This is a genomic window from Balneola sp. (genome assembly GCA_002694685.1).
Lineage (GTDB): Bacteria > Bacteroidota > Rhodothermia > Balneolales > Balneolaceae > Gracilimonas.
The window spans coordinates 794,037-811,347 of record NZMW01000004.1 but is presented as its reverse complement, the minus strand read 5'-3'; the positions used below and the strand labels follow the sequence as shown (position 1 = coordinate 811,347).

The 17,311-nt window shown below is 40.4% G+C and carries 19 protein-coding genes; 11 read left to right on the top strand and 8 right to left on the bottom strand.

Annotated features, from left to right (window positions below; genetic code table 11):
* The 5 genes from CL667_09020 (at window position 1) to CL667_09000 (ending at window position 4,033) form a co-directional block, all read left to right on the top strand.
* On the top strand, window positions 1-1,299 hold the full coding sequence (locus tag CL667_09020) for a hypothetical protein (GenBank protein MAL17843.1): 1,299 nt from the start codon (window positions 1-3) through the stop codon (window positions 1,297-1,299).
* A 577-nt stretch (window positions 1,300-1,876) separates the two neighbouring features.
* Entirely contained in the window at window positions 1,877-2,092 is a 216-nt protein-coding gene (locus tag CL667_09015; GenBank protein MAL17842.1) for a hypothetical protein, read from the top strand.
* Window positions 2,093-2,286: 194 nt separating this feature from the next.
* Window positions 2,287-2,568 (top strand): prevent-host-death family protein, encoded by a 282-nt coding sequence (locus tag CL667_09010; GenBank protein ID MAL17841.1) that lies wholly within the window; start codon window positions 2,287-2,289, stop codon window positions 2,566-2,568.
* Complete coding sequence (locus tag CL667_09005; GenBank protein MAL17840.1) at window positions 2,565-2,843, top strand: hypothetical protein; 279 nt, start codon at window positions 2,565-2,567, stop codon at window positions 2,841-2,843. Before CL667_09010 ends, CL667_09005 begins: the two co-directional genes overlap by 4 nt.
* A 122-nt stretch (window positions 2,844-2,965) precedes the next feature.
* Window positions 2,966-4,033: an amide hydrolase gene (locus CL667_09000; GenBank protein MAL17839.1), complete on the top strand. Its 1,068-nt coding sequence runs from the start codon at window positions 2,966-2,968 to the stop codon at window positions 4,031-4,033.
* Between the two features lie 28 nt (window positions 4,034-4,061).
* On the opposite strand, the gene CL667_08995 is transcribed toward CL667_09000, so the two are convergent.
* The 3 genes from CL667_08995 to hisN form a co-directional block, all read right to left on the bottom strand.
* Window positions 4,062-4,676 (bottom strand): hypothetical protein, encoded by a 615-nt coding sequence (locus tag CL667_08995; protein MAL17838.1) that lies wholly within the window; start codon window positions 4,674-4,676, stop codon window positions 4,062-4,064.
* A 65-nt stretch (window positions 4,677-4,741) separates the two neighbouring features.
* Entirely contained in the window at window positions 4,742-7,003 is a 2,262-nt protein-coding gene (locus CL667_08990) for a hypothetical protein (GenBank protein ID MAL17837.1), read from the bottom strand.
* Window positions 7,003-7,773, bottom strand: coding sequence for a histidinol-phosphatase (gene hisN / locus CL667_08985; protein MAL17836.1), 771 nt, complete (start codon window positions 7,771-7,773; stop codon window positions 7,003-7,005). The genes CL667_08990 and hisN overlap by 1 nt, the downstream gene beginning before the upstream one ends.
* 55 nt (window positions 7,774-7,828) lie before the next feature.
* On the opposite strand from hisN, the gene CL667_08980 reads away from it, so the two are divergent.
* On the top strand, window positions 7,829-8,428 hold the full coding sequence (locus CL667_08980; protein MAL17835.1) for a hypothetical protein: 600 nt from the start codon (window positions 7,829-7,831) through the stop codon (window positions 8,426-8,428).
* Window positions 8,429-8,579: 151 nt separating this feature from the next.
* Here CL667_08980 and CL667_08975 read toward each other — a convergent pair whose 3' ends face one another.
* The 3 genes from CL667_08975 to CL667_08965 all read right to left on the bottom strand — a co-directional run bounded on the left by CL667_08975 (window position 8,580) and on the right by CL667_08965 (window position 12,494).
* Window positions 8,580-9,818, bottom strand: a complete 1,239-nt coding sequence (locus CL667_08975; GenBank protein MAL17834.1) for a hypothetical protein — start codon at window positions 9,816-9,818, stop codon at window positions 8,580-8,582.
* 48 nt (window positions 9,819-9,866) lie between these two features.
* On the bottom strand, window positions 9,867-10,427 hold the full coding sequence (locus tag CL667_08970; GenBank protein MAL17833.1) for a hypothetical protein: 561 nt from the start codon (window positions 10,425-10,427) through the stop codon (window positions 9,867-9,869).
* A gap of 240 nt (window positions 10,428-10,667) precedes the next feature.
* Entirely contained in the window at window positions 10,668-12,494 is a 1,827-nt protein-coding gene (locus CL667_08965) for a hypothetical protein (protein ID MAL17832.1), read from the bottom strand.
* A gap of 142 nt (window positions 12,495-12,636) precedes the next feature.
* Here CL667_08965 and CL667_08960 point away from each other — a divergent pair, with 142 nt between their 5' ends.
* Window positions 12,637-13,212, top strand: coding sequence for an N-acetyltransferase (locus CL667_08960; GenBank protein ID MAL17831.1), 576 nt, complete (start codon window positions 12,637-12,639; stop codon window positions 13,210-13,212).
* On the opposite strand, the gene CL667_08955 is transcribed toward CL667_08960, so the two are convergent.
* Both CL667_08955 and CL667_08950 read right to left on the bottom strand, forming a co-directional pair.
* Complete coding sequence (locus CL667_08955; GenBank protein ID MAL17830.1) at window positions 13,209-13,484, bottom strand: DNA mismatch repair protein MutS; 276 nt, start codon at window positions 13,482-13,484, stop codon at window positions 13,209-13,211. The two genes, CL667_08960 and CL667_08955, sit on opposite strands and share 4 nt — an antisense overlap.
* 124 nt (window positions 13,485-13,608) lie before the next feature.
* On the bottom strand, window positions 13,609-13,917 hold the full coding sequence (locus CL667_08950; GenBank protein ID MAL17829.1) for a stress responsive protein: 309 nt from the start codon (window positions 13,915-13,917) through the stop codon (window positions 13,609-13,611).
* Between the two features lie 230 nt (window positions 13,918-14,147).
* Here CL667_08950 and CL667_08945 point away from each other — a divergent pair, with 230 nt between their 5' ends.
* The 4 genes from CL667_08945 to CL667_08930 all read left to right on the top strand — a co-directional run bounded on the left by CL667_08945 (window position 14,148) and on the right by CL667_08930 (window position 17,292).
* The gene (locus tag CL667_08945) at window positions 14,148-14,831 is read left to right on the top strand and encodes a GTP cyclohydrolase I FolE (protein MAL17828.1); all 684 of its coding nucleotides are present in this window, start codon (window positions 14,148-14,150) and stop codon (window positions 14,829-14,831) included.
* Between the two features lie 8 nt (window positions 14,832-14,839).
* Window positions 14,840-16,303, top strand: a complete 1,464-nt coding sequence (locus CL667_08940; GenBank protein ID MAL17827.1) for a cysteine--tRNA ligase — start codon at window positions 14,840-14,842, stop codon at window positions 16,301-16,303.
* Entirely contained in the window at window positions 16,303-16,581 is a 279-nt protein-coding gene (locus CL667_08935) for a membrane protein insertion efficiency factor YidD (GenBank protein ID MAL17826.1), read from the top strand. The genes CL667_08940 and CL667_08935 overlap by 1 nt, the downstream gene beginning before the upstream one ends.
* Before the next feature lie 228 nt (window positions 16,582-16,809).
* Window positions 16,810-17,292 (top strand): phosphoribosyl-AMP cyclohydrolase, encoded by a 483-nt coding sequence (locus CL667_08930; GenBank protein ID MAL17825.1) that lies wholly within the window; start codon window positions 16,810-16,812, stop codon window positions 17,290-17,292.
* The last annotated feature ends 19 nt before the right edge of the window (window positions 17,293-17,311 follow it).

The window sequence follows — 17,311 nt, the reverse complement described above, 5'->3', positions numbered from 1 at the left end:
ATGAGTTTGCATAAAGTTTGGCTGGTATTAAAAAGAGAATACCTCACTCGTGTTAAAAGTAAATCATTTATCATCATCACTGCTCTTACTCCCCTGGCTTTTGTAGCGTTTATCGGGATTGTAGTGTTCATCAGTATTTCAGAATCAGAAGTAGAAAAGCGAATTGGGATTTTGGATCAAACCAATGTTTTGGTTGAACGCTTAACTGAAATTAATGAAACACGATACTTCGATGTCAGCGATATCCCTGAAGATACCCTGAGAAGTCAGGTTTTGAGTGGGGATTTGGACGGCTTCATCGTGTTATCCGATTCGGTGATTATGCATGCTAAAAGTCCTACACTGGTACATGGCGGAAGTGGAGGAATTGCTTTTCTTTCCGGTGTTCGTTCTGATTTGCGTGATGCCGTTCGGGAAGAGCGTCTTTCAAGAGAAAATGTATCCGATGAAATTCGTGATATTTTTGAAACAAGAACCGGTTTAGAAGCTGTTAAGCTCACCGAAGAGGGCGAGTCAGAAGACAACACCATCTTTGCTTCGGCATTAGGTTTCATATTAGGGTTGATGATATTCTTTGGGATATTCTTCTACGGAGCCTTATTGATGAGAAGCGTTATCGAAGAGAAAACCAACCGGGTACTCGAAGTGATCGCTTCTTCCGTTAAACCCATCGAGCTAATGTTTGGTAAGCTATTCGGAGTGCTCTCTATGGCTCTTACACAGTTTGTTATTTGGATTCTATTCTATACCGGGATTTCCATTGCTGCAGCACCGGTTGCCGGTATGATTATGCAAGCGCAGATGAGTAACCTGCCTGAAGGAGCAACCGAAGCAGCTGCTTCTTCTTTTGATCCTTCTACGCTTGAAAATATGGTAATCGACCCCTCCGTATTTGCTTACTTTATCCTCTTCTTCTTTTTAGGATTTATGATATACAGCGCACTCTTTGCTGCCATCGGGGCTGCCGTTGATAATGAGCAGGATTCCCAGCAGTTCATGCCCATTGTAGGCTTACCGATTTTTGTTGCCTACTTCCTGAATACGAAAGTGATGCAGGCGCCGGATTCCGGATTGTCTACGTTCATATCCATTTTCCCGCTCACCTCTCCTATCAATATGATTTCGAGAATTGCATCCACCTCTGTTCCAGCCTGGCAGATCATTACCTCTATCCTGCTCATGATCTTAACCTTCTTTGGCATCATGTGGCTGGCTGCTAAAATTTACCGCGTCGGTATTTTAATGTACGGCAAGAAGCCGACCTTCAAAGATCTTGCTAAGTGGATCAGGCAGAGCTAAAAGAAACATGAACAACATCTTTTCATTTCTAAGGGACGGGCTAACTACTCGTCCCTTTTTTTCTGGTCATTCCTGCGCATGCAGGAATCTGGATGCTTGCTTTTAACTTCTACGCCTTTTCTAACATCCAGATCCCAGCCTTCGCTGCGGGATGACACCTGAACTTATTTGTGTAATCTATACCATTCCAACCCCGTCATTCCTGCGCAGGCAGGAATCTGGATGCCTGCCTTCAACCTCTATATCCTTTCCTGCACCAAGATCCCGGCTTTCACTGCGTGATGACACCTGGACTAATTTGTGTAATCCATATCACTACAACTCCGTCATTCCTGCGCAGGCAGGAATCTGGATGACTGCCATCAACCTCTATATCCTTTCCTGTACCAAACCCTAACTATCGTTGCAAGATGACTTCCCTTCACCCCCTAAACAATTGATTTTCCTTTCTGAAAAGAAATATGCACTTTCCTTCAGAGACTTTTTGCGACGAGGTTATATCCCATGTATGTCGCACATTAACATGTTAAGCATACTTCAAATAGCTGCTTTTTTTTAATAAGAAATCGGATCAATCATGAAGCGGAAAGAATATTTCAAGAGTTTTTTGGGAATTTTTATCGGGATAATGTTTTATGAATTCTTCATTGATATGTCAGATCCTTTCCAAAACGCTTGGGCAAACTATTTCACCGAAATAGCAGTAATTTTAACTTGCGTATATGGCGGAATAGGAATCATAACCTTCCTTTCAAATAAATTTTCTTTATTTCAGACTAAAGAAAATCCCTAACAAGGTATTTTAAAAAACAAATCAGGTACGACCGAAACCTGAACGGCAGGAATTAATTTCGCTATTACAAAACAATCTCATAATCCTAGCGCCGTTAAACGCTGGGTCGTTAGGCACCTAGCTGGGGATATTTAATACAATAATGTGTCCTGAATTTAGTACATTAAATAGAACAATAATCAAAGATTTTACCCATGTCTCATATTCAATTTGATAAAGATATTCGCTCGCTCTCCGATTTTCGAGCTAATGCTGCATCTTATATAGAGCGTGTCAAATCTCAACGCCGACCACTTATTCTTACACAGTATGGCAAAAGTTCTGCCGTATTAATTGATGTAGAAGATTATCAAAAAATGTTGGATAAGATTGAGTTATTGGAAGAGTTATCTGCTGCCCGGAAAGAATTAAATAATGGAGAAGGTATTAGTCATGATGAATTCATAAGCGAACTGAGATCACAATATTCATCATGAAAATCATTTGGTCGCCAACGGCAAGAAACAAAACCAAAGAAATTCTAGAGTACATTTCTGAAGATGATCCAAGTGCTGCTTTAGCTCTTATTGATTTGATCGAGGAGAAAGTTGAAAATTTAAGTCAAAATCCAGAGTCAGGAAGAGTATTTCCCCCAACAAATAATGAAAAAATTCGAGAAATAGTTGTCCATGAGAATTATGGGGTAATCTATGAGGTCAATCCCGAGCTAATCGAAATTTTAACAGTTCGTCATTTCCGGCAAAATTTTTAGAATTGTAAATTGTAATTCCTTCGGTGCTTAACAAGGCATTATATTTTTTTTTTTTGAAACCCAATATTGAATCGAGCGTAGGTACCCTCTGCTAAAATATTTTTCTGATCTTAACTAGTTATATGCGTTCTGCCTTTTTTGTATTTCTTATCTGTATTGCCCTTCCCTCTTTCGGTTTTGCTCAACAAGATAGTTTTAACAGAGTTTCTCCTAGTGAGGCGGGGTTCAGCCCGGACAGTCTGGATAAATTAAGCGCCTTTCTTGAACATTCTGGAACGTCGTCCATGGTGTTAGCTTATGATGGAAACATACTATTTGAATGGGGAGACATTTATCAAAGGCATACCATTCATTCCATTAGAAAAGCAGTAATAAATTCTATTTATGGCGTATATGTAGGTAAAGGGATTATAGACACCAGCCTAACACTCAATGATCTCAATATTGATGACATTGAACCCGGCCTTACAAAAATAGAAAAGAGTGCCCGAATAGCCGACCTTCTGAAATCACGGTCTGGTGTTTATCATTCAGCCGCTGCCGTTTCAAAAGGTATGGCAGCCCAAAAACCTGAAAGAGGGAGCCACAAACCCAACGAGGCTTACTACTACAATAACTGGGATTTTAATGTACTGGGGACTGTTTTTGAAAAAGTAACGAAAAAATCTATCTATGAAGCGTTTTACGAGGATATTGCAGTCCCTATTGGGATGAAACAATATACGGGCTCCTTTGATACTTTGACTACCGCTGATGATAATACTCCTATTCCAAAAACCGACGGCTTTTATCAGTTTGAGAAGGATAAATCAAAACACCCAGCCTATCATTTTCGCATGTCCGCTCATGATTTGGCACTCTATGGAACGCTTTATTTGAATAACGGAAAATGGAATGGGCAACAAATTATTCCATCGGATTGGATTGAGGCAAGTACAACATCGTATTCTGTAACAAATCCGTATATGGATTTTGGCTATGGAATGTTGTGGAATGTGATCAACAAAAATGAAAAACGTGCCTCGAAATCATTTTATCATACAGGGGTAGGCATCCATATGTTGGCCGTGTATCCAACTTCTAAGCTTGTATTTGTTCACCGCGTAGATACTGAAGGAGAGTATAATTTTCCGCAGGAAAACCTTTATAAAATAATTTCAATGATCTTTGCAGCTCAAACGAGCTCGTAAGGTTTGGCAATATAACCCAGGACGTCATTCACTTCTTCTTATATCCCGGTGTTTGAATGAAATACTCCGGTTCATATAGCGGCTTATCTTCAGCCTCATCATCTATCTGAAAAATAGAATAAGCCCCGCTATCAAGATTAAAACCAAGCATTCTTCCCGATTTTGCCTTGATCATCACAGCAGCTGAATTGCTATCAAATTCATACTGATCTATTTCGAACTGGTTTTTCTGAATATCTGATTTCATTAGCTCCTTAATAAAATCATCCTGCTCGTTCGTGTAAAGCGTAAACATCTTGTCATTGGTGTACAGGTGAAAGCAGTGATAATGATCAGAGACGTATTCATCTAAACAAAAATCAGAAAGCGCATATCGATACTCTCCATTTACGATAATTGATGTGCCTGACAATGCAATTTTGGACTTTAACTCTTTACCACCCTGCATCTTTTTGAGAAAAGAAAAGAACATCAAGGAAGCCAGCCCAATGATGAAAATGGTTTCAAAAGCATGAGTTTCCCAGAAATCACCAATATTGAACAGGATATAGGTGAATGCTATGAAGAATAAGACAATAAAGAACCCACTTGTACAACCTAGTAGTCTCTGTTTATTTGTATGCTTGAATTCTATGCTCGCCATCTACCTTCATTTATTTTTATAAGATGGCGAGAAACTACTCTAAAATGTCCAAAGTACAAACTGCATTACATGATCCGCCTGATCTTGGCAATCACCCTGGGATCCATCTCTTCTTTAAGTGCGTCCTTAATCAAATCAACCGTTTGCTTTGCGGACAGAAATTGTACGGCATCCAACGCCTGATATCTGATTCGGGCATCCCGATCTTCCAGAAGCATAGGTAAGGTCTGTGCCCAGTAATCCTGATTTTCTTCGTTCTTCAGAAGAATTCCGAGTGCTTGTTGACGAATTTGATGAGGAAATGATCCCAAAGCAAACCGGTCTGCTATAGAGATAGAACGGTTGGTTGTATCGGTTTCGGCCGTGATCTGCAACAACTTGATTGCTCGCTGTTGTCCTTCCAAACTCTGCTCAAGCCGTTCCGTGACAGACAGTATGTCTTCTGTTTCGGCAAGCTCCTGGTAGGTTTTAAGAGTCGCTTCAAAAACCGTATCGGATTCTGCTCGAATCAATGTATTTCGAATAGAAAAAGCCACCTGATCATTCCCGGGATAATTGGCGAGTGCTTTTATTGCTGAAAGTTTAGTTGCAAGGTTGTCAGAATTGAGCTGTTCCAGGAAGTTCTGCTCTGTACCTGATGCTCCCTGAGTAATCATTGAAAGTGTTTCCAGCATCGCTGCTCTAACTTCCGGTTCTGATACAGTATTCAGCACATCTTGTAAAGCAAGCTGCAGGTCTGGGTTTTCAGTGAAATTTTGAAGTTGTTTTGCAGCTTGAATTTGGAGCTCGGGATCAGAGCTGCGTAACTGTCGAATCAAAAATAGAAACGGCTTATTCTCATTTAGCTCGATATCAAAATCTGAAACAGGATTCAGTGTCACATAATCCACGCCTGATGCCATATCTATAGAAACAGAGTCCCGATCACCGGTAAAGCTTATTTCAGAGCGGGTAGTATCCATAAACCCAAATTGCGTTACTTCTACACCTGCCAATATTTCGATCGCATTACCCTGAGCCTCAAAAACAAGCGAGAGAGAATTATTCATCTCATCGTAAAGGTAAGTTACGGTATAAGAATACTGTTCTTCACCGTCTTCCTTCATTGCATTAGGGACAGAAAGTTCACTCCAGAAAGCGCCGCTTTTATCATACCAAAAATCGGCATAGTCCTTCCAGCTGGTTACCCCTTCAAACTCTTGCATCAGCTCCGGTAGAGATTCCTGAATAGTATTGCTCAGGAATTCATTTTCCATATTGCCGATTCCTGCTTGCCAGCGATTCCAAAAGCGGATGGATTCCAAATCGTCTGGATTTAGCAACTGTTGTGAATCTGAATTTCTTGTAACCAAAGCCTTTAAAAATTCAAACTTATGATCCGGTGCATTCAGGTAGCGGTGATAATTTCCAAGCCATTGCTCGGCAATACCTCTTCTCAGCTGCGTAGAAAGTGATCCTAAATTCTGGTACAAATAAATAACGCCTGCACCCGACTGAATTTCTTCCCATCTACTATCCGGCAGCACGATAACATTCAAAGCATCATACGGAAATTCGAATGAAAATTTCTCTTCATACGCCTTCACACTTTCTACTGCAATAGACAATAGTCCAGTCTGAACCTCCTCCAATACAGCGTTTTCAGCAGTATAAACCGAAATCTGTTTGACTCCGGCACGTGCACTTTCAGAAACAAAAGGCCCAACAGCAAAAGTAAGTCCTGATATCGGAACAGCAGTTTCAGAGGTCCAGTTTACTTTTTTCTGTTCTGTTGAAATGACTTCATCATCAACATAGGTCCCGTTAAAAACAACTTGCTGGTCGGCCGGAATTGAAAAAGAAGCATCTAAAGTAGCTGTCACCTCTGGGTGATCCGGAATTGGCATCCAATGCAGTCTTGCTTTGGGATTCAGAGAAGTCCATAGATTTCCATAAATATCACTATGGATGCCATATGGTGAGTTACTTTCCCACGTAATCAAAAACTGAACTTCATCCCCAATGCCAAGGGTATCGGCCAAACTGATAATCAGAGAATCATTACTTACCTCAAAATCCATGGCATTACCTTCTGATGAAATCTCTTTCACATCCAGGTCGGAGGTATTGAAAATGATTTGAGCTAAATCTGGCCTGCGGGAAGTCAGTTCATATCTTCCTACTCCTTTAACCAGAGAAGACTCAGCCTCAATATTTAAATCAAGCTGAATATGACTCAGTTCAAATGGTAATTCAGGATAGGATTGATACTTCCAGTCTACCTGACTTTGAGCAAAGGTAACGGTTGAAAAAAGAAACAGAAAAAGTGCGGTCAGTAGTTTATTCATTATTTGCTGTGTGCTTCAAATATTTTCTTTACTTCCGGGAATAATGCTTTATTTGTCGAAAATCCATTTCCGGAATGGATAGTTTCATTTCCTTCAATATCACTGAATACGCCACCGGCTTCTCGCATCACGGGTAATAACGCGGCTGCATCCCAAATATTAAGAATGGGATCGTACATAACGTCAGCCCTACCGGTAGCAACCATCATGTGTCCATAGGCATCACCCCATGTTCTATGTAGTTTAGTTTTGGACATGAGTTCCTCAAAAACTTCCTGTTGATCCATTTCTTTAAAGCGGTATATCTCTGTTACCAACAGCGTGGCATCCTCGAGTTGTTCCGTATCACGTACTTTGCAAGGCTCTCCATTTAAGGTAGCTCCCTCACCAATGGCCGCGACACAAATCTCTTCAAGTGCCGGTGCGTAAATGATTCCAACCTGTGGCTCGTTATCTATCAAAATGCCAATCAGAGTTGTATAGAAAGGTATTCCATGGATAAAAGACTTTGTCCCGTCAATAGGGTCAAGCACCCACTGTATGTTGCTGTCTTCGTTAGTCCTCCCAAATTCTTCTCCAATAATTCCATGATCAGGATATCTTTTCTGGATTTCTTTTCGGATTATCTGCTCAGTTTCTTTGTCTGCAATAGTTACAGGCGAATCATCTGCTTTACTTATTACCTCTACATTTTTTTTAAAGTATTTTAAGGTGTGATGTCCGCCAATTTTGGCTATTTCAGTTGCTGCTTGTAATAATTCTTGGTTCATTAAACTTAAAGATTCATCAAAAATTTAAAATAGTACGTTACTTTCCGCTTAAACTATGAGAACGAAAAAAATTCTTCAAAAAATACTGATTCCGGCAATCTGTACCCTTCCTGCTTATGCCCTCGCACAAACCGGACAGGTTCAGTTTACGAATCAGAGTAAGTTAAGCATTAATGGAAAATCAAATGTGAATGATTTCCGCTGTCTCTCTGAGCATGAGCTGCAACGGGACTCTCTCAATTTCACCTATCAATACATTGGTGAAACTATTGATGTGAGTGGTGTTTCCTTATTTTTGGAAGTGAACAAGTTTGACTGTGGGAAAAAAGCTATCAACAGAGATTTCCGCAGTACACTCAAATATGAAGAACATCCTTTCATACAAATCACCCTGAATGAATTAGTTCTGAAAGACTCACTGGACCTGATTCCACAAACAGCAAAAGTCACTATCACTATTGCCGGAGTTGAACGAAAATATAATGTACCCTTAAACGCTTTTTCCAGCATGGAGGACCGGGTAATTGTAGGAGGAAATAAAATTCTGTATATGACTGACTTTGGTCTTACGCCTCCATCTCCCCTTTTTGGTCTTGTTCAGGTAAGCGATGAGCTCAACATCGTTTTTGATTTGGCAATCCGTTTGGATTCCTGATATTCCTCTTCCTAATTATCTCTTCCAGCAATTTCTCCCAAATAAAAAAACCGTCAGCTGATTTAATCAGCTGACGGTTTGGTTTAGAAACTCATTGACGCAGAAAGGGCGAGCCTTTCACAGCGCGCCCTTTTCCTATGAGGTCGGTATATCAGAAGCTTATCACAGCTTCTAACATGATTCCGCTAAATTCGCCACCGTTGTATAGGCTAGTGTTCCAGCCGTCACCATCGTAAGATTGTGAGACATATTCTAGTTTTGTAAGTACGTTGTCAGTCATGAACCAGCCACCACCGAAGTTGATTCTGCTAATTTCCTGAGTTGCGGCAGCATCAGTTCTTTCGCCGCTTATCATGTTATAACGTCCACCTAGGTAGATGTCTTCGTCAGCTCCAAATCGGTAGATAACTTCTCCACCAAGTTGAGTGAAAGAGCCACCTGCATCAGCGCTGTTGCTTGTTTGCTCAAAGATTCCAAAAAATTCAAGTCCCTGGAATTTTACGAATGGGTTGATTTGGAAAGCTGTTTGAGAGCCAAAGCCAGGATTGAATCGTCCGGAGAAGTCGCCTCCTTCCATTACTGCGTAGTAACGTCCACCGGCACGGTCACCACCGTAGATATAGTCACGTGTGCTTTCTTCGGAGCTATTGTAGAAAGAACCGGTGAGACGGAATCTCAGGTCTTCGTTCAGCTGCTTGTCGTATCCTAACTTACCGAAGAGTACAATACCATCATCAGTAGAAGTTACGCTTTGGTTTAGTCGGCCATTAGTTGCACCTATCACACCAATGATGCCTGAATTCTGGTAAGTTAATTCCATGAAAGGCTCAGTAGTGAAGTTGTCCATGATGTAGTTACCTACAAATGGATTGTAGAGAGCAGCAGCGTTATCTGATCTGCGGAAGTGTGCATCACCATAGTTGATTTGATCCATACCTACTCGGATGGTCAAAACATCCATCAAACCGTCCATAAAACCTTCTTCGATGAAGTCTAGTCGGTCAATCTGCATATAACCACCTTTCACATAAGACTCTGTGTGGTGACGAGATGACAGATATGTACGGAGGTGCATTCTTAAACCTTCGTCCAGTTGAACATCAAGGTTTAGGTTAGCTGTTGGAAGGTTAAAGTTGTTACCTAACTCTGCAAGAGAGTCTCCGGCATTGCTTTGTGATATACCCTGAAACTGTAGTGCAAAGTCTCCACCGACACGTACATACAGACCGTCGAATTCAACGTTTGTTGTTTTAGGTGTTTCGAATACGTTCAGACCGGATTTGCCGGGATCTTTGAAGTATTGTAAAGATTTTTGTTGGGCCATAGCTGCGCTAGTTCCCAACACAAGGGCTAATAGAAATACTGTGATATATTTGGCTTGTGATTTCATGACCTTAGGATTTGGTTATGTTATTGATTGGTTGATTGTTTTTTAAATTTATTGAGCGAATTTAGCATTGAATTCCACGTCTACCTTTTCACCGGCTTTAATTGTACCGAATACGGCGGTTGGTGGGTCAATATTAAACTCAGTCATGTCTATATTCTGCTTTCCATTAAAAAGTATAGTACCGTCTGCTTGAAGTTGGTACTCAACTTTCATTTGTACATTCTTAGTTACACCTGCTATAGATAATTCTCCATTAGCAGTTAGTGTAGAAGATTCTACGTCTGTGATGTCAGTTAATACAAACGTGATATTTTTGTGCTTATTAACTTTAAGCGCATCATCTATACGTTTGTCCATTCCACCTTTTCCACTATTTATTTCTTCAGCTACGACGCTAAATTCCAGGCTTGTAATTGAAACCAGTGAATCATCTGCTAGTTCTATAGTTGCAGAACCGGAGAACTCTTCAGCCGGAGCTTCCCAATCGTGAACATTAGAAGTTCCCCAAACGATTATCTCGCTTTCATCAGGAACAATAGTGTAGGTTTGAGAAAAAACTGCTGTACTCAGTAGAAGTGTTAAAATTAGTGCGGAAATTGATTTATACATTACGACCTCATTTTTGTTTTAGGAGTTGTTTAATTAACTCGCTTTAAAGAAACCAATTATTCATGAAGGGATTGTGAAGAAAAAAATATTTTTTCCCTCTTTCAAGTTATTAAACTACAACAAGTTGCGAGATTACCAGAATAGGTTTTGTGAAGATTATATGAAGGCATTTAATAAACTTTTCAGCCCGCTATTTCTCTCTCTTTTTTTAGTGATAAGCCAGGGTGCCTGCTCGGCATTTTAAATGGGTAACCCTTCCATCTCCATAATCTTTAGAGCATTGGTTGTTGGGCATGGACCCGATTTGAGTTTGTACTCAAAACTCATTTTTCCGTCTTCTATAGTTTCGGCAAAGTGCCAGTTACTCAGTTCCGATATATCCTTCTCCAAAGAAGCTAACTCCAGATCATGAGTGGATACCATTCCTACTCCATTTTTTCCAGCTATTTCTTTTAAGAATGCTGTACTTCCCTGAAATCGCTCTCTATTGTTAGTGCCTTTGAAAATTTCATCCACAAAAAAGAAAAGCGGGAGTTCATCGTTCTGGTCAAGTTTATCCAGTAGCGTTCGTAGTCGCCGTACCTCCGCATAGAAATGAGAAAGGCCGCCTTCCAAAGAATCCTTCACATTGATGCTCGTGAAGATCCTGAATAAGTTAGTTTCCAAAGACTCTGCATTCACCGGAGCTCCGGCAAAAGCTAAACAGAGATTGATACCTATAGTCCTTAGAAAAGTACTCTTACCCGCCATATTAGATCCAGTAATAAGAAAGAGATCTTTTCCTTCTTGCACTTTAAAATCGTTAGTTACTTTCTGGGATGAAGGAATAAGCGGGTGACCAAGATCTTTAGCTTTAAATAGTACTTCTTCATTCTCTACTAATTCAGGAAAATTGTATTCAGTATGAAGGGCTCCGAAATTCGCCAGGCTATTTAGGGCTTCGAGTTCATAAAAAACATCCAGCCATTTAGCTAGCTTAGGTTCTAGTTCTTGTTTCAGGCTCTCCATCTTCATGGAATAAAACATATCCCAAGGCATAATTAAATTTACCAGTGGCCATATTACTTGATTCGATTGCAGCGAGGCCGGTCCTGTAAGCTTTTTTACCTTCTTTATATATATAGAAGGTTTTGTATCCGATTTTTGATACTCAGCTAACAGCACCTTTAGATCTGACTCCCCCTTAACTTTAAATTCTTCCACTTCTAATAATAAGTACCGAAACCTGCCCAGCAGCTTATCTATTTGATATGCAGCCTCAAAAAGCCCGGATATTTTATCGCTATTGTAATTGTAATAGCTCAAATAAATAACCAGTGTGATAATAGGAATAAGTGCAGGCACAATTCCAATCCATGCAAGCGCTCCTAAGGTTACATTTGATATGCTAAGAATCGACAGTACAATTAAAGGTCCAGTAAAACCTGTGATCGGTGAATTTTTTAACCACTTGAGCATTTTATCCATGCTCCAGTCTTTATCAGAGCTTTTACCCTTTGTGAATTCCCCAACCACAGCTAGTTTGTCACGAAATCCCTGAAGCGGAATTAATTCTTTAACGAGCTTCTGTCGACGGTTTATTTCTTCTTTTTCGGGAGATTCCTTCAATAGCCAGTTCACCAATTTCTCTGAACTGCCCTCATATATTGATGTATCTATTAGCTGATGGAGAGAGTATTCTCCTACTATATCTAAATCATTAGCAAAAGAATGATCTTTAATCTCTATACCTGAGTGCCTTACCGGAATTTCAGACCAATTCAGTTCAAGGCGAGCAATATGCCTTTGCTTAATTTTCTTTAAGTGCTCAAACTTGTCAATAGACTCGTGCACCTTTTGATGACGATCTACCAAAACGATAAAACCCGTTATAAAAACAATGAGTCCTAGGAAATAGCTGAAATCATTCAAAATCCCTGTTGCCGAAAGAGCGAATCCTAACCCAGTAAAAAATACTATAGATCTTGACCAGGTATATTTTTTACTGAAACTCTTGAATCTTGCAATGTTCTCGTCAATACGCTGGCAATGCCTTTGCAGTAATTTTTTCAATGTATCTTGACTCATATTTTGATACGTCCTGCTACTTTCTAAAATCTCTATGTTATTTTTTGGAGGATTGAGGATAAAAAAAGAATCAACCAAAAGCTTACTTCCCTTTCACTACATCCAAACTATTGCTAATATACATCGAACTAAATAATTGGATATGGATTACTTCGCACACGAAACCGCTGTTATTGATGATGGAGCTAAAATCGGAAAAGGAACTAAAATCTGGCACTTCACACACGTCATGCCCGAATCTGAGCTAGGTGAAAACTGTAATCTTGGTCAGAACGTGGTGGTTTCGCCTAAAGTTAAGCTAGGCAATAACGTCAAAGTTCAGAATAATGTGTCCATATATACCGGGGTTATTTGTGAGGATGATGTATTTCTGGGGCCAAGCATGGTATTCACCAATATTGTAAACCCACGAAGTGCCGTGGTTCGGCGGGATGAATATGTAGAAACACAGGTCCGACAAGGTGCTTCAATTGGAGCAAATGCTACCATCATTTGCGGTAATGAATTAGGTAAGTATTGTTTGATTGGCGCTGGAGCAGTTATTACCAAGCCTGTGCTTCCTTATGCTTTAATGGTAGGGAATCCCGCTAAGCAAATTGGCTGGGTCAGTGAATATGGCCACCGCCTTGATTTTGGACAAGACGGTAAGGCAACCTGTCCTGAGTCTAAAGATGATTACCAGCTAAAATTCGGAGAAGTCACAAAAGTTGAAGGCTAAGTTCTATTCAATTCTGCTATCGTAGCTCCCCATCCACTACGGTCGCTGGCCAAGCTGTATGATTTAACATGCTCGTTTCTGTCCAATAAGCTATGTACGGTTCTTCTCAACACCCCTTTGCCCTTCCCATGTATAATCCTGATGGAGAAAATGCCTTTCTCCAGACAGGCTTCAATGTAATCTGGAATTAACTCACCTAGTTCTTTGGGGTTGAACAAGTGTAAATCCAGTATTCCGTTAATTGGGATTTCTATGGGATCGGGCTCATTCATTCGTTATTCGTGTTTTCGTTACTCGTTACTCGTTATTCGTTATTCGTTATTCGTTAGTCGTTGGTCATTGGTCATTGGTCATTGGTCATTGGTCATTGGTCATTGGTCATTGGTCATTGGTCATTTAACTAATATAGTCAACAACCCTTCTTTCCATCACAACTTTCTTGATGAACTCAACCACTTTTTGATGATCTGGATGAACTCCGTAGGCTTTTAGATCTTCCTTAGAATCACATTCCGTTGTCAAAACCACATCGCAAATGGCATCCTCATTCCCTTCTAAGATATTAATTCCTACTTCAGCACTGCTTAATTCTTCAATTTTATTAGGAAGGTCTTCCAGCAATTCTTTCATCACCTCAGCATTCTCAGCTTTTGTTTTGCCTTCCGCTACATCCTTCAGTTTCCACATTACCACATGTTTGATCATTTTGATCCGTTGTTAGTCGTTAGTCGTTAGTCGTTAGTCGTTAGTCGTTAAGTCAAATATCTATAGTAAGCACTCCAATTCCCAAAATACTTCTCTTCGAAATTCATTGTCCTTGTTCAATGTTCGTTATTCTACTGCTGTCAATTAATAGTAGGAACCCTTAACTTTGGGGTTCTGTTTGAAAAAGTGCAGGATAGCTCCTGTTACCTAAGATTTATAATTCAGAAATATTGAAAACATTGGATTTAGACAAAATCACTGCCGAGGAAATCGGTGAAGATCATCTCAGCACCGGAGTACAAACTCCATTACGCCAAGATGCTTTTGAGAAAACTGACGACGAAAAGATTGAAATTATTCAGGAGCATTTTGCTGAAATCATGCATACGCTGGGTCTGGATTTAAATGATGACAGCCTTAAAGGCACACCTTACCGTGTAGCCAAGATGTATGTGAAAGAAATTTTTGAAGGCCTGAATCCTAAGAACAAGCCGGTAGCTCGTCAGTTCAATAACGACTATGACTATAATGGCATGGTTGTAGAAAAGAATATTCAGGTGACTTCATTTTGTGAGCATCACTTCCTCCCTTTTATAGGTAAAGCTCATGTTGGATATATTTCTTCTGGAAAGAAAGTTATCGGACTCTCTAAAATTAATCGCATTGTAGATTATTACTCCCGACGCCCTCAGGTTCAGGAAAGACTTACCCTGCAAATTGCTGATGAACTCAGCGCTGCGTTAGAAACTGACGACATTGCTGTTTTTATTGACAGCAAGCACCTTTGCGTTTCAACCCGCGGAATTAAAGATATTACTTCTACAACTATTACATCTGAGTATCGTGGTGCTTTTAAGGAAGAAGCTACTCAGCAGAAATTCATTGATTACATCAAAACAAACACTGACATCTAATAATCGCTGTGGCTGATAAAGGCAATAAAGAACTTCACGTTTATAATACCCTCACCCGCAAAAAAGAACAGTTCGAGCCGTTAAATGCTCCACATGTGGGGATGTATGTTTGTGGTCCCACCGTTTATGGTGATGCACATTTAGGGCACGCCAAAAGCTATGTTTCTTTTGATGTAGTGTTGCGCTATCTCCGCTATTTAGGCTACAAAGTTCGGTATGTTCAAAATATTACCGACGTTGGGCATCTTGTTGATGATGCCGAAGAAGGTGAAGATAAACTCAGCAAGCAGGCTCGTATCGAGAAAGTACAGCCGATGGAAATTGCTGAAAAATATACCTACACCTATTTCCGGGATATGGATGCTTTGAATGTACTCCGCCCAGATATTGCTCCTCGTGCATCGGGACATATTCCTGAGCAAATTGCCATGGTCAAAAAATTGATCGAGAATGGCCACGCATATAATGCCGACGGTAATGTTTACTTCGATGTTTCTTCCGATGAAGAATACGGTAAGCTAAGTGGCCGTAAAACGGAAGATGCAGAAGCCGGCACTCGTGTTGAAACTGCTTCTGATAAGCGCAGCCCTGAAGATTTTGCTTTATGGAAAAAGGCTGACGACGGACATATAATGAAATGGGATTCGCCATGGAGCGTGGGTTATCCCGGTTGGCATGTGGAATGTTCCGCCATGAGCACCAAATATTTGGGTGAAAGTTTTGATATACATGGTGGCGGGCTTGATAACCAGTTTCCACATCATGAATGTGAAATTGCTCAATCCGAGTGTGCCCATGATAAACAATTTGTGAAGTACTGGCTCCATAACAACATGGTGACGTTGGAAGGGCAGAAAATGGGTAAATCGTTGGGCAATGCTATTAGCCTTCATGAATTCATTTCCGGCGATCACAAACTGCTAACCAGAGCGTGGCCGGCAGAAGTAATCCGCTTCTTCCTGCTGCAAAGCCACTATCGCAGTACTACTGATTTTTCTGAAGATGCTCTTTCAGGAGCTGAAACAGGATTGAAAAACCTTCAATCCATGATTTTAACGATTGATAAATCAAAGCCGGGAAGTGGCGAAGAGTATGATCTTGAAAGCTTTAAGAATGCCTTTGAATCATCCATGAATGATGATTTCAATTCAGCCCAAGCAATAGCAGTTCTTTTTGAAAGACTGAAGGAAATCCGAAAGCTGATTAATGATAAAAAGGCTCCATCAAACCTTGATACTATTAAAGTCTTTCTTCATAGTGTTGTAGAGGAAGTATTAGGAATCTGGCCAAAAGAAAAATCCGGTGGAAATGAGAAAGTAACCGAAGGATTGGTTGAGCTGTTAATTGATATCAGAAAAGACGCTCGTGCTAACAAAAACTTCGAGCTTTCTGATAAAATCAGAGACGAACTGGAGGAGCTGGGCGTTCAGCTGATGGATGGCAAAGAAGGCACGACCTTCGAAATCAAGTAATGGATCTGCTGAAAAACATATTCAGCCTATTAATTATTGGTTTAGTGAAATTTTACCAAGCAGCAATTTCTCCCTGGCTGGGTCGAAGCTGCCGATACTCCCCAACGTGTTCACATTATATGATTGAAGCCGTTGATGAGTGGGGACCTTTAAAAGGATTTTGGATGGGCATCAAACGAATCGGGCGATGTCATCCCTGGGGCGGTGATGGATATGATCCCGTTCCTAAGAAAACATTGAACAAGGAACATTCAACAATGAATGACGAACGAGAATAAAATTCTTATGATTGGACCTTACAGTCAGATCTTCCTTGTATGTATACATCCGCTTCGACGCAGAGCGTCTGAGCGAGTTGAACTTAGAAACTGAGAACCTATCTGGTTCCGTACGCTCCGCGTCGGAACCAATTTCATGCTACAAAATTTCAAGAACGCGAAATCAATTATTTCTTTTGTGCTTTAAAGTTTTGGTGGCAAAAAATATTGACCAACTAATTTAGATTAATGAACGAAATCAAATTCAAAGAACGAAAAACGGTAGAACAAGTTGAAGAAGGAAATGATCTGGCTCCTAAATTCCAGGAAAATGGATTGATTCCGGTAGTTACCACTGATTTTAAATCCGGCGAATTACTGATGCACGGATACATGAACGAAGAGGCTCTAAAAAAGACCATTGAACTAGGTGAAGCTGTCTATTACAGCCGAAGCCGTGAAACGCTATGGCACAAAGGAGCTACTTCGGGGCTGACTCAGATCATTAAAGAAATGCGTATTGATGATGATCAGGACTGTGTTTGGTTACGTGTGGAAGTTCAAGGCAATGGTGCTAGTTGCCACGTAGGTTATCGCTCTTGCTTTTACCGAAGCGTACCTACCGGTGAAGATTTTGATATCAAAAAAGGTGAATTACACTACGAAGAAGACGAAAAAGTCTTTGATCCTAAGGAAGTGTATGGTGATGCTCCAAATCCGACGAAACTCTAACCTATCCGCTCCGACGCAG